The organism is Stutzerimonas sp. 21-1 (assembly GCF_056336065.1).
This window is the reverse complement of the sequence record NZ_CM150500.1, coordinates 3,725,673-3,738,445: the sequence shown is the minus strand read 5'-3', so window position 1 is coordinate 3,738,445 and position 12,773 is coordinate 3,725,673. Positions and strand designations below refer to the sequence as shown.

At 69.0% G+C, this 12,773-nt stretch carries 11 protein-coding genes; 4 read left to right on the top strand and 7 right to left on the bottom strand.

Going from position 1 to position 12,773, the window contains the following annotated elements; genetic code table 11:
- Positions 1–91 precede the first annotated feature (91 nt).
- Both pstB and phoU read left to right on the top strand, forming a co-directional pair.
- The gene (gene pstB, locus AC0ZJQ_RS17910) at positions 92–919 is read left to right on the top strand and encodes a phosphate ABC transporter ATP-binding protein PstB (RefSeq protein ID WP_003286776.1); all 828 of its coding nucleotides are present in this window, start codon (positions 92–94) and stop codon (positions 917–919) included.
- Positions 920–1,023: 104 nt separating this feature from the next.
- The gene (gene phoU / locus AC0ZJQ_RS17905) at positions 1,024–1,752 is read left to right on the top strand and encodes a phosphate signaling complex protein PhoU (protein WP_008569380.1); all 729 of its coding nucleotides are present in this window, start codon (positions 1,024–1,026) and stop codon (positions 1,750–1,752) included.
- A 54-nt stretch (positions 1,753–1,806) separates the two neighbouring features.
- Here the strand turns inward: phoU and AC0ZJQ_RS17900 are convergent, their stop codons facing one another.
- From AC0ZJQ_RS17900 to AC0ZJQ_RS17885, 4 genes are all read right to left on the bottom strand, one after another.
- Positions 1,807–3,180: a DUF3482 domain-containing protein gene (locus tag AC0ZJQ_RS17900; RefSeq protein ID WP_476477042.1), complete on the bottom strand. Its 1,374-nt coding sequence runs from the start codon at positions 3,178–3,180 to the stop codon at positions 1,807–1,809.
- A complete protein-coding gene (locus tag AC0ZJQ_RS17895) occupies positions 3,173–4,573 on the bottom strand; it encodes a DUF2868 domain-containing protein (protein WP_476477041.1) in 1,401 nt (466 codons plus the stop codon). The genes AC0ZJQ_RS17900 and AC0ZJQ_RS17895 overlap by 8 nt, the downstream gene beginning before the upstream one ends.
- An 81-nt stretch (positions 4,574–4,654) precedes the next feature.
- A complete protein-coding gene (locus AC0ZJQ_RS17890; RefSeq protein ID WP_476477040.1) occupies positions 4,655–6,175 on the bottom strand; it encodes a nucleobase:cation symporter-2 family protein in 1,521 nt (506 codons plus the stop codon).
- Positions 6,176–6,405: 230 nt separating this feature from the next.
- Positions 6,406–7,518 (bottom strand): glycerophosphodiester phosphodiesterase, encoded by a 1,113-nt coding sequence (locus AC0ZJQ_RS17885; RefSeq protein WP_476477039.1) that lies wholly within the window; start codon positions 7,516–7,518, stop codon positions 6,406–6,408.
- 150 nt (positions 7,519–7,668) lie between these two features.
- Between AC0ZJQ_RS17885 and AC0ZJQ_RS17880 the strand changes: the two genes are divergently transcribed.
- Positions 7,669–8,184 (top strand): dihydrofolate reductase, encoded by a 516-nt coding sequence (locus AC0ZJQ_RS17880; RefSeq protein ID WP_458988923.1) that lies wholly within the window; start codon positions 7,669–7,671, stop codon positions 8,182–8,184.
- 87 nt (positions 8,185–8,271) lie between these two features.
- Positions 8,272–8,919: a YitT family protein gene (locus AC0ZJQ_RS17875; RefSeq protein WP_165593839.1), complete on the top strand. Its 648-nt coding sequence runs from the start codon at positions 8,272–8,274 to the stop codon at positions 8,917–8,919.
- Here AC0ZJQ_RS17875 and AC0ZJQ_RS17870 read toward each other — a convergent pair.
- The 3 genes from AC0ZJQ_RS17870 to AC0ZJQ_RS17860 form a co-directional block, all read right to left on the bottom strand.
- Complete coding sequence (locus tag AC0ZJQ_RS17870) at positions 8,912–9,367, bottom strand: metallophosphoesterase family protein (RefSeq protein ID WP_314018169.1); 456 nt, start codon at positions 9,365–9,367, stop codon at positions 8,912–8,914. The genes AC0ZJQ_RS17875 and AC0ZJQ_RS17870 overlap by 8 nt on opposite strands.
- A gap of 78 nt (positions 9,368–9,445) precedes the next feature.
- Complete coding sequence (tfpB, locus tag AC0ZJQ_RS17865; protein WP_476477038.1) at positions 9,446–11,230, bottom strand: type IV pilus assembly ATPase TfpB; 1,785 nt, start codon at positions 11,228–11,230, stop codon at positions 9,446–9,448.
- A 107-nt stretch (positions 11,231–11,337) separates the two neighbouring features.
- Entirely contained in the window at positions 11,338–12,705 is a 1,368-nt protein-coding gene (locus tag AC0ZJQ_RS17860; protein WP_476477037.1) for a CYTH domain-containing protein, read from the bottom strand.
- Between the last annotated feature and the right edge of the window lie 68 nt (positions 12,706–12,773).

The following is a 12,773-nucleotide window of genomic DNA, read 5'->3' as shown; positions in this document are numbered from 1 at the left end:
GCACGCTTCAGGCCAGCCTCCGGAAGAACGGGGCCGCGGCCGAAGCGTGCGGCGGTAGCTTGCAGCTTGCAGCTGCGAACGGAGTGAGCACATGCAAAGCAACACCCATTCCATCGATATTTCTTCGCTCGGCCGCGACAAGCGCGTGCTGGACCTGGCCACCGAGCCGGTGGCTATCGAGGTGCCCGACCTGAGCCTGTTCTACGGGCAGAAGCAGGCGCTGTTCAACGTCAGCATGAACATCCCGCGTCAGCGCGTGACGGCCTTCATCGGCCCGTCCGGTTGCGGCAAGTCCACGCTGCTGCGCTGCTTCAACCGGATGAACGATCTGGTCGACGGCTGCCGCATCGAAGGCGCGATCAACCTCGACGGCCACAACATCTACCGCAAGGGCGAGGATGTCGCCGACCTGCGCCGTCGCGTCGGCATGGTGTTCCAGAAGCCCAACCCGTTCCCCAAGAGCATCTACGAGAACGTGGTCTACGGCCTGCGCATCCAGGGCATCAAGCAGAAGCGCGTGCTCGACGAGACCGTCGAATGGGCGCTCAAGGGCGCGGCGTTGTGGGACGAGGTCAAGGATCGCCTGCACGAGTCGGCGCTCGGCCTGTCCGGTGGTCAGCAGCAGCGTCTGGTGATCGCGCGTACCATCGCCGTGCAGCCCGAAGTGCTGCTGCTCGACGAACCGAGTTCGGCGCTCGACCCGATTTCTTCGCTGAAGGTCGAGGAGCTGATCTACGAACTGAAGTCCAAGTACACCATCGTCATCGTCACCCATAACATGCAGCAGGCCGCGCGCGTCTCCGACTACACGGCGTTCATGTACATGGGCAAGCTGATCGAGTACGGCGACACCGATACGCTGTTCACCAACCCGGCGAAGAAGCAGACCGAAGACTACATCACCGGCCGCTACGGCTAGTCGGACCATGCCGCAGGCCCGGACGGGCCCGCGTGGTATTCAATTTACCTGGGTGCGCTGCGCACCAGAGCCGCCTTAGCGGCAGTCTCCTCGGAGCGAGAACAATGATCGGCAAAGACAACCACACCCAACACATCTCCCAGCAGTTCAACGCCGAGCTGGAGGAAGTGCGCAGCCACCTGCTGGCGATGGGCGGCCTGGTGGAGAAGCAGGTCAACGACGCGGTCACCGCGCTGATCGAGGCCGATTCGGGCCTGGCCCAGCAGGTGCGCGAGGTCGACGATCAGATCAACCAGATGGAGCGCAACATCGACGAGGAGTGCGTACGCATCCTCGCCCGTCGCCAGCCGGCGGCCTCCGACCTGCGCCTGATCATCAGCATCTCCAAGTCGGTGATCGACCTCGAGCGCATCGGCGACGAGGCGACCAAGATCGCCCGCCGCGCCATCCAGCTGTGCGAGGAAGGCGAGTCGCCCAAGGGCTACGTCGAGGTGCGCCACATCGGCGATCAGGTGCGCAAGATGGTGCAGGAAGCGCTCGACGCCTTCGCCCGCTTCGATGCCGACCTCGCGCTGTCGGTGGCGCAGTACGACAAGACCGTCGACCGCGAATACAAGACCGCGCTGCGCGAACTGGTCACCTACATGATGGAAGACCCGCGCTCGATCTCCCGCGTGCTCAGCGTGATCTGGGCGCTGCGCTCGCTGGAACGCATCGGCGACCACGCACGCAACATCGCCGAACTGGTGATCTATCTGGTGCGCGGCACCGACGTGCGGCACATGGGTCTGGCGCGCATGGCCCAGGAAGTCGAGAGCGGCAAGGAAGAGTGATGGCCCGCGGGCCGGTGCGCATGACCGGCCCGCATTCGCCAGACGGCGCGGCGCTCAGGGCTGGCGCAGCTCGGCTTGCAGCGCTTCCAGCGTCGCCTGGCGCTCGGCATCCTGCAGCCGCGCGCCGGGATTGAGCGACGACCATTCGGGGTGCGCGCGGCAGCGCTGCAGCGCCTCGGGCAGGCGGCCTTCGCGCCAGCCCTGATCTTGCGGGCCGCTCAGGCGGATCGCGTCCATCGCCGCGTGGCCGCGCGCGGCGAGGGCGGCAAGCAGCTGGCGCTGGCGCAGCGCCAGCAGGCGCAGCACGGCATCGTCGACGCTCAGTTCGCGCTGACCCTTGAGCTTGCCCAACAGGCGATTGCCGTAGTGCCGCGCGGTCTGCGCGCCGCCGCCGGCCAGCGCGCCGAGCAGCGCCGCGGCGCCGAGGGTGATGCCGCCGACCATCAGGTCGACCCCGGCTCCGGCCGCCGCGCCGGCCGCCATGCCGCCGCCGATCTTCACGCCCAGCTGTTTCAGCGTCTCCGGATTGAACAGGTCGTCACCCCAGCGGCCGTCGAGCAGCGGCAGCTCGCCGGCGGCCGCGTCGTCCTTGCCGAAGGCGTACAGGCGCAGCAGCGCCTCGACGCAGCGTTGCTCGCGGCCGCGCACCGCATCGTGCAGGTCGCGGATGGCGCCGCGCTCCAGTTCCGGCTGCGCCACCACGCTGCGCCGGCAGGCGGCTACATCCACCAGCAGCTCGGCGATCAGCCGCTCGCCGCTGGCCCGGCGTGCGGCGGCCTGGGCTTCGTGCTCCTCGATCAGCCGTTGCAGCCGCGGCCGCGCCTGTTCCAGCAGCAGTGCCAGGCTTTCGTACAGGCGGCGCTCGCCATCCACCGGCGGTGCCACGCTGTCGAAGCGCACCAGCGCGTGCAGGCCGAGCCGCGCCAGCGCCTGGCGCCACTCCTCCTCGCGATGCCCGGGCTGGGCGACGAAGTTGAGCACCGGCAGCAGCGGCTTGCCGCAACCGGCCAGCACCGCCAGCTCGTCCTTGTACTTGGCCAGCACCGGCTCGCGCGCATCGATCACGTACAGCCCTGCGTCGCTGGCCAGCAGCTGGCGCAGCACCTTGGCTTCCTGCTCGAAACGCTGGCGCGCCTCGGCACCGTCGAGAAAACGCGCGGTGCGCGCCGGGCCATCGAGGCGCTCGCCGGGACGCTCCAGCCGCTCGAGGTAGTCGAGCAGGGCGATGGCGTCCTCCAGGCCGGGGGTGTCGTACAGCTCCAGCAGCGCCTGGCCATCCACCGAGAGCCGCGCGCCCTCAACGTGGCGGGTGGTGCTGGGGCGGTGCGAAACCTCGCCGAAACCGCGGTCGCGGGTCAGCGTACGCAGCAGCGAGGTTTTGCCGACGTTGGTGTGGCCGACCACGGCGAGCTTCAACGCATCAGTCATGTCCGTTCTCCAGCCAGCTCAGCGGTGCGGCGCTCGAATGTGCCAGGCCCAGCGCATCCAGCGCCTGATGCCAGTCGTCCAGCCGCGCGCTGTCCAGCGCCTCGCCGGTCGGCGCCTGCAGCAGCCAGACGCGCGTGGCGGCGGCGCAGCGCGACAGCTCGCCGAGCAGCGCCAGGGTGCCGCGATCCGGCGACCGGCGCGGATCGCAGGCGATCGCCAGACGCGCCGGCGGAAAGCGCGTGAGCTGATCGAGCAGGCGTCGGCGGCCTTCGCGATCGTCGAGCACGCCGGCATCGGCCACGCCCTTGGGCAGCGGCGGCGGCCACGGCCGGCTGCCGTCCAGCTCGATGGCCACCAGCACGGCGCCGGCGCCGGCCTCGAGCTGCGCGCCGGCGCTCGGCGCGTGCAGCTGTGCCGGCGCGGCATCGCGGATGCCGAGGCGTTCGCTGGGCGGCTGCAGACGTTCGCGCAGCAGGCGGTAGCTCGGCTGTTCGAGATCGATCGCCAGCGCGGCCCGGCCGCGGCGCCAGCGCCACAGACACAACGCAGCGAGCAGCAGGCGCGGCAGCAGGCCGTAGACCAGCACCACGCCGACCAGCCAGCCGGCCCATTGCCGCCGCGCACTTTCCAGATCGCCGGCGAGCGTGCCGCTGGCGCGGATCTGCTCGCCATCCGGCACGCCGAAGCCGAGCAGTGCGGGCAGTGCGCCGAGCGCCTGGGTCAGACCGACGAAGGCGCTCTCGCCGAGGATGGTGGTTTCCCAGACGAAGCCGTAGCGGCGGGTCGCCAGCAGGGCGAGCAGCATGAGTAGCGCGCAAGTCATCGCCAGCAGCCACAGGCCATGCACGCCGAGGCCGAGCAGCCAGCGGCCGAGGCGCTGGCGCTGCAGCAGCACCGGCAGCGCCGGCGCCAGCTGCGCGGCGCGCGCATCGCGGGCGAACTTCTCGCTGAGCCAGAGCCATAGCCGGCCGAGCGCACCGCCGCTGTCACCGGCCAGCGCCAGGCCGAGTAGCCAGCCGAGCAGGGTCAGCAGGTTGAGCCCGAGCAGGCTGCCGAGCGCCCAGAACACGTTGACCGGACGCTGGCCGTCACCCAGTGCGGCGAAGGCCAGACCGGCGCCGGTGAAGATCGCCAGCACGGCGAGGGCGACGGCGCCGAGCCGCGCGCCCTGGCGCCAGTGGCGCAGCGCTTCGAGCAGGCCGTCGCGGCGCGCCAGCCACAGCGCGCGGCGTTCGATGAGGGCGGACAGGTCGCCGCCGCCGGCGCGGGCCTGGCGGTTGGCTTCCTCGTCGTCCAGCGGGCCGGCGTGTTCCTCGCGCAGGCGCACGGCTTCGGTGAGCCACAGGCGGTCGATACGGGACAGCGAGGGGAGGGGAATGCGGGGATCGCTCACCGGGGGCTCCGCGGCCGGGGATGAGCGCAGAGCATAACCGCAGCCGGGCGGGCCGTGCACGGCGCCGCCCGGCCACTGTGCTCAGCTGCTGCCGGAGCTGGCGGCGTGCATCCGCGGCGGCGCGGGCGGTTCGGGCTGGTGATGGACATCGACCACCGCCACCTCGTTGCCGTCGATGTCGTACAGCTTGCCGTTGCGGAAGTAGTCGCCCTCATGCAGCGCGGCGATGTCGCGGTAGCGCAGGCTGCGCTCGCTGCCGGCGACGAACACCGACTGCTGGTCGGAGTTGCCGGCCTTGAGGTGATTGAAGGCCAGGTTGAGGACGATCGCCATGATCGCCGCCGAGCTGATGCCGGAGTGGAAGATGGTCTCGAACCAGGCCGGGAAGTGGTGGTAGAAGCTCGGCGCGGCGATCGGAATCATGCCGAAGCCGATCGAGGTGGCGACGATGATCAGGTTCATGTTGTTGCGGTAGTCGACCTGCGCCAGGGTGCGGATGCCGCTGGCCGCGACGGTGCCGAACAGCACCACGCCGGCGCCACCGAGCACGGCGGTGGGTACCGCGGCGATCAGCCGGCCCATCACCGGCAGCAGGCCGAGGGTGACCAGGATCAGGCCGGCGGTGGCGACCACGTAGCGGCTCTTCACGCCGGTCACCGCGACCAGCCCGACGTTCTGCGCGAAGGCGCTCTGGGTGAAGGAGCCGAACAGCGGCGCCAGCGAGCTGGAAATCATGTCTGCGCGCAGACCGTCGCCCAGGCGGCGGGAGTCGACCTTGGTGTCGATGATCTCGCCGACGGCGAGGATGTCCGCCGAGGTCTCGACCAGGGTGACGATGATCACGATCAGCATCGACAGGATCGCCGCCAGCTGGAACTCCGGCGCACCGAAATGCAGCGGCGAAGGCAGCGCCATCAGCGGACCGTCGAGTACCAGGGAGAAGTCGGCCATGCCGAAGAACACCGCCACCAGCGTGCCGATGACCATCGCCAGCAGGATCGACAGCCGCGAGATGCTCGCATTGCCGACCTTGCTCAGCGCCAGCACGGTGAACAGGGTGAAGGCCGCCAGGCAGATATTGGCCACGCTGCCGAAGTCCGGCGCCTGGCTGTTGCCGCCCATCGCCCAGCGTGCGGCCACTGGCATCAGCGTCAGACCGATGGTGGTGATGACGATGCCGGTGACCAGCGGCGGAAAGAATTTGGTGATGCGGGAGAACACCGGGGTGATGAACAGGCCGATCAGCGAGGCGGCGATCACCGAGCCGAGCACCACCGGAATGCCGCCGGCACCGTCGCTGCCGATGATGGCGATCATGGTCGCCACGCCGGCGAAGGACACGCCCTGTACCAGCGGCAACTGGCAACCGAAGAACGGCAGACCGAGCGTCTGCAGCAGGGTGGCCAGCCCGCCGGCGAACAGCGAGGCGGCGATCAGCAGGCCGATGTCGGCTGGCGACAGGCCAGCGGCCTGGCCGACGATCAGCGGCACGGCGACGATGCCGCCGTACATGGTGAGCACGTGTTGCAGGCCGTAGGCCAGGTTGGCGCCGACACCGAGGTTTTCGTCCTCGGGCCGTCTTTCGGGGGCGGACACAGTCATGGGTAGCTTCTCCCGTTCGTTTTTATTGTGTCGGCCACTGTAGACAATTGGATGCGCGTTACGCCAGTGGTTGTATACAACTTTTCTTTCGAGGGCGCCGAATGAGAACCCGAGCTTACGCCTGGGCCGCGTTGGTTCGGCGTTACAGGTAGCTGTGCAGATCGCCGAGGGTGAGAAAAGCGACGAGCGGTCGGATCGGTTACGGGCGACCGCGCGGCCGCCCGTAACGTTTAGTGGGCCTCGCGCAGACGCACGGCCACGTCCGGCTGATCGATGAACAGACCGTCGATGCCAGCGTCGAGGAAGGCGCGGATTTCCGCCTCGATGTCGCCGCGCGCCTGCGGCTGATCGCTGCTGCGCAGGCTGGTCGGCAGGAAGGCGTTCTCGGCGCGGAAGGTGTACGGATGCACCTTGAGGCCGGCGGCGTGGGCGTCGGCGACGAAGCGGGTCGGCGCGCCGAGGTTGCCGCCGGCGTCGCGCGGAATGATGTAGCTCTTGTCCGGGCCGACGCCGCTGGCGTAGCGGGCTATGGCCTTGAGACCCGCCGGCGTGGCCATCTGCGCGTAGGTCAGCTGGCTGCCGCGCACCTGCTGGTCGTAGGGCTGACCGGAGCCGAACAGCTGCACCAGGCGCAGGCGGGTGAGGCCGCTGAGGGTCTTGAGGTTGTCCACTTCGAACGACTGGATGTACACCGGCGCCTGCCGGCCGACGTAGCCGTTGCGCGCGAGGATGCGTACCAGCGGCTTCTCCATCGCCAGGCCGAGCTGCTGGAAGTGGGTCGGATGCTTGGTTTCCGGGTACAGGCCGATGCGCCGGCCCTGGCTGAGCTGCAGCGTCTTCACCAGATCGATGATCTCCTGCAGCGTCGGGATCTCCAGGCCGCCGTCGAGGCGGGCGTTGCCCGGGCGGATCTCCGGAATACGCTCGATGGCGCGCAGGGTCTTCAGCTCGGCGAGGGTGAAATCCTCGCTGTACCAGCCGGTGAGCGCCACGCCATCGACCTGCTGGGTGCGTTTGCGCGCGGCGAACTCGGGGCGCTGGGAAACATCGGTGGTCAGCCCCAGCTCGTTATCGTGGCGGGCGACCAGTTGGCCGTCGCGGGTCATCACCAGATCCGGTTCGATGTAGTCGGCGCCTTGCAGCACCGCCAGCGCATAGGCGGCCAGGGTGTGTTCGGGCACATAGCCGCTGGCACCGCGGTGGGCGATTACCAGCGGCGCGGGCTCGGCGCGTTCGGCGTGGCGTTGTGCCTGACGGTCGTCGGGCGCGGCGACGCTGGCGAGCGGCAGCAGCAGGCCGCAGGCGGCCAGCCAGGAGCGAAGGGGAACGATGGTGCGTGCCATGGGTGGCATCTCCTCGGGATGGGAAACCCCAGCCTGCGCGACGCGAATGACCGTAGCTTGACGCTTCGCGGTCGCGCCTGTTGCAGCAACATGAAACCGACAAACGGTTGGCGCTGCAGCGCGCCGGGGCGCTCTGCTATGCTCGCCGCCATGAATCAGACCCGCCTACCCCTCGCCATGATCGCCGCATTCGCGCACAACCGCGTGATCGGTCTCGACAACCGCATGCCCTGGCACCTGCCCGCCGATCTCAAGCATTTCAAGGCCATGACCCTCGGCAAGCCGATCATCATGGGCCGCAAGACCTGGGATTCGCTCGGCCGGCCGCTGCCGGGCCGGCTCAATCTGGTGGTCAGCCGCCAGACGGATCTGCAGCTCGATGGCGCGGAGACTTTCACCGATCTCGAGGCCGCGCTGGTGTGTGCCGAGCAGTGGGCGCGCGAGCAGGGCGTCGACGAGCTGATGCTGATCGGCGGTGCGCAGCTCTACGCGCAGGCGCTGGGTCGGGCGCAGCGGCTCTACCTCACGCGCATCGATGCGCAGCCGGAGGGCGATGCGTTCTTCCCGGCATTCGACGAGAACGAATGGCAATGCGTCGACAGCCAGGCCCATCCGGCCGAAGGCGAGGCGCCGGCCTACCGTTTCGAGACCTGGGCGCGGCGCTGACCGCTTTCGGGCTCGCTTGATCGGCGCCACGGCCCGCGGCCGGCCCAGCTTCTATCCTTGCGCAGCCATCATTGCGAGACCCACTCGATGCAGAGTCGCGAATCTGACGTACCGCCAGCCGGGCGCGTATCGGCGATCTTCGTCCGCCATCCGCTCTGGGAGGATGCCCTGGCGCTGCTCACCGGCACGGCGCTGGTGGCCCTTGGCATCGCGTTCTACACCCATGCCGGGCTGCTCACCGGCGGCACCGTAGGGTTGGCCTTCCTGCTCAAATACCTGGCCGGCTGGTCGTTCGGCCCGGCGTTCTTCCTGCTCAACCTGCCGTTCTACGCCCTGGCGATCTGGCGCATGGGCTGGAAGTTCACCCTGCGCACGGTCTGCGCGGTGGCACTGGTGTCGCTGTTCGCCGAGCTGACCCCGCAGTGGGTGCGCTTCGCCGAGCTCAATCTGGTCTACGCCGCGGTATTCGGCGGCTTCGCGATGGGGGTCGGCCTGCTCATCCTGTTCCGTCATCGCGCCAGCCTGGGCGGGGTGAACATCCTCGCGCTGTTCCTGCAGGAGCGCTTCGGCCTGCGCGCCGGCAAGGTGCAGATGGCCATCGATGCGCTGATCGTGCTGGCGGCGGTGTTCGTCGTCGCACCGGAGCGGGTGCTGCTGTCGGTGCTCGGCGCGGTAGCGCTGAATCTGGTGCTGGCGATCAACCACCGCGCCGGGCGCTACATGGGCGTCAGCTGAGGTTGATGAGCTCGACCTGCGCTTGGCCGCCGTCCAGCTCCAGCACGGCGAGGCTCATCGGCAGGCTGAAGCGTCGCGGCCCGGCGCTGCCCGGGTTGACGTAGAGCACGCCGTCGCGCCGCTCGACCTTCGGCTGGTGCGAGTGGCCGGCGATCACCACATCGATACCGGCGGCGACGGGGTCGCGATCCAGCTGCTTGAGGTCGTGCAGCACGTGGAGGGTGAGCCCGGCGATGCGCAGGTCCAGTCGCTCCGGCAGGGCCAGCGCCCAGTCGCCGTGGTCGACGTTGCCGCGAATCGCCGCCAGCGGCGCAATCGCGCGCAGCCCGTCGAGCACCTCCGGTTTGCCGATATCACCGGCGTGGACGATCTGCGCGCAACCCTGCAATGCCGCCAGCGCTTCGGGGCGGAGCAGGCCGTGGGTGTCGGCGATCAGGCCGATGCGCATTGCGGTGCTCCTCGCGGTCGGGCGGATCAGGGTAGCAGCTCGCCCGGCCGGCGGCGTTCCGGCCTTGCCGAGCGGGCCTCAGCGCTGCTCGCTCTGCGGTGTCACCCGCAGCACTTCCTCGAGGGTGGTGAGGCCGGCGGCGACCTTCTGTGCGCCGGATAGGCGCAGGCTGCGCATGCCGTCCTTGAAGGCCTGACGGCGCAGGGCGACGAGGTCGGTGTCGGCGGTGATCAGCGGCTTGATCGCATCGTTGAGCAGCATGATCTCGTAGACGCCGGCGCGCCCACGGTAGCCGGTGTCGCGGCATTCCAGGCAGCCCACTGCCTGCTGCGCATGGGTGGGCAGCGGCGCGTTCCACGGTTTGGTCAGCGCGGTCCAGTCGTCGGCGTCCAGCTGCACCGGCGTCTTGCAGTGCGGGCACAGCGTGCGCACCAGCCGCTGGGCCATCACGCCGAGCACGGTGGCCTTGAGCAGATAGTGCGGCACGCCGAGTTCGAGCAGGCGGCTGATGGCGCTGGGCGCGTCGTTGGTGTGCAGGGTGGAGAGCACCAGGTGCCCGGTGAGCGCGGCCTGGATGGCCATCTCGGCGGTTTCCAGGTCGCGAATCTCGCCGACCATGATGATGTCCGGGTCTTGGCGCATCAGCGCGCGCACGCCGCTGGCGAAGGTCAGCTCGATGTTGTGCTGCACCTGCATCTGGTTGAAGGCGCCCTCGATCATCTCGATCGGGTCCTCGATGGTGCAGACGTTCACCTCGGGCGTCGCCAGCTGCTTGAGCGTGGTGTAGAGCGTGGTGGTCTTGCCCGAGCCGGTCGGCCCGGTGACCAGGATGATGCCGTTGGGCTGGCAGGTCATGCTCTGCCAGCGACGCAGATCGTCGGCGGAAAAGCCCAGCTGGTCGAAGCCCTTGAGCAGCACCTCGGGGTCGAAGATGCGCATCACCATCTTCTCGCCGAACGCGGTCGGCAGGGTCGACAGGCGCAATTCCACCTCGCCGCCGTCCGGGGTCTTGGTCTTGACCCGACCATCCTGCGGCTTGCGCTTCTCGGCAACGTTCATGCGGCCGAGCGATTTCAGGCGGCTGACCACCGCCATCGTCACCTGTGGCGGGAACTGGTAAACGTTGTGCAGCACGCCGTCGATGCGAAAGCGCACGGTGCCCTGCTCACGCCGCGGTTCGATGTGGATATCGCTGGCGCGCTGCTGGAAGGCGTACTGGAACAGCCAGTCGACGATGTTGACGATGTGCGAGTCGTTGGCGTCCGGCTCCTGGTCGCTGGCGCCGAGGTTGAGCAGCTGTTCGAAGTTGCCGACGCCGCTGATCTTCTGCTCGGTGCCGCTGGCGCCGCTGACCGACTTGGCCAGGCGGTAGAACTCCACGGTGAAGCGCTGAATGTCCGCCGGGTTGGCCACCACGCGCGTGATCGAGCGCTTGAGCACGTGGGTGAGGTTGGCTTCCCAGCTTTTGACGAAGGGCTGCGCGCTGGCGATGGTCACGCTGTGGCCGTCCACCGCCACGGCGAGAATCTTGTGGCGCTGGGCGAAGGCGTAGGACATCAGCGGGGTGACCGCGGCGACGTCGATCTTCAGCGGGTCGATGCGTAGGTACGGCTGGCCGGCCAGCTCGGCCAGCCAGGCGGTGAGGGTTTCCAGATCGAGCTTCTTGCCGGCGCGCTGGCGGTCGTCGAGCTGCTGCGCGGCGAGGAATTCCAGCGGGTGCTGCTGGTTGTTCACCGCGCTGCGACGTACCGCCAGGCACTGCTCGGCGCTTTCCTGGTCGACGCGGCCCTGGGCGACTAGCTCGCGCAGCAGGTCGTTGAGGTCGAGCGGACGGTCGGCGAGGGACGGGGCGAAGGCGGACATGAAAAGCGACTCCTGGGCAAAGGCAGCGGCGGGCCGTGGGCCGATTCCGCTTTGGCGGCGCAGGACCGGTGGCGCCGTTGGCGCCGGCCTGCCCTGCGCTGCGCAGCTTACTTCTCGAGCAGTTTCCAGGCCTTGAGCGTCCACACAATATGCGCCTGCTCGGCACGCAGCTGGCGGGCCTCGTCGGTCAGCGGCTGGCGCGCCAGCTCATGGAGCTTGGCCAGTTCGCCATACAGACGATCGGTTTCCGGCAGTTCCAGCAACACGCCGCGGGCCAGGTGCAGCCAGACCAGCAGGCGCTCCATGCGCGGGCTCTGTTCGGCCAGGTCTTCGGGCTGGCGCTGGTAGCGCGGCAATTGCAGCGCCTTGGCTTCCTCGGCGAGCAGGTGCATCAGCCACTTGCCCAGCTCGGCCGCGCCCTGGCGATCGCCCCGTGCATTGCGGCCGGCGGTCCAGCCGCGCTGCAGCAGCCATTGCGAGGCCTTCAGCGAGAGCAGGCCCCAGCGGGTGCGGCCGAGTTCGGCGGCGAATTCGGCCGGCGCGGCCTGGCGGATCGCCTCGTCGTCCTGGCCGGCTTCCAGGCGCGGGCGCCAGTCGCCGATCAGGGCATCGAGCAGTTCGCGCAGCTCGTGGCTGCTGGCGCGCGGCGCGGCCTGGCCGAGGCTGCCGAGCAGGGCGCGCAGCTCGATCAGTTGCGCCAGCCAGTCGTTCAGCAGCTTCCAGTGACCATTGAAGCGGTATTGCTCGGCCAGCCGCTGGCTGTTGCCGAGCAGCTGCCAGCCGAGCGCGGGCACCGCCTCGTCCAGCGGCATGCTGGCGTCCAGCGTCGGTGCCGGCAGGTTCAGGCCATAGCCCTCGGCGTCGTAGAGGCGGTAGCCGCGCTCGGCCTTGCTGATGTCGCAGGGCATCAGCGGCAGGTCGGCGGCCAGTTCGATGGCCAGTTCCAGCAGCGCTTCGGGTTCGCCCTGGCGCAGTTCCAGCTCCAGCTCGCAGATCTCCTCGGCCTGCTTGCCGGCCTTGACCTGGCCGAGGTCGAGCGCGGCCTCGATGACCACCTTGGCCTTGCCGCGGCCCCAGGCGATCTCGGCCTTCTCGCGGACGAAGTCGGTGCTGAAGATGGGCTTGAGGGTCTTCTTGTCCAACTCGGCCAGCTCGGCCGGCCAGCAGTCGTCGGTGAGCTTCTTCAGGTCCAGCTTGGCCTTGTCCAGGTGCCAGTCCCACTCGTTGCGCTCGGACAGCCCGGCGACGCTCTGGCCGCGGCTCTTGAGCGTCTGGATGACCTGCTCGCCGTCGCGGCGCAGGCGCAGGGCGACCCGGGCGCGCGCGAGGGCGCGGTCGGCGCTGTCGTAGTACTGGTTGAACAGCTCGTGGCTCGCCCAGCCGCTCTTGTTGCGCTTCTTCAGCAGCGGATGCTCGCGCAGGGCCAGCAGCGTTTCACGGCTGGCGCGCAGCTTGATTTCGGTTTCCTTGGCCATCTTCGACTCGCAATAGGGTGGATTCGGGTACCGCTGCCAATGGCAGAGGGGACCGAAGTCCCCTCTTT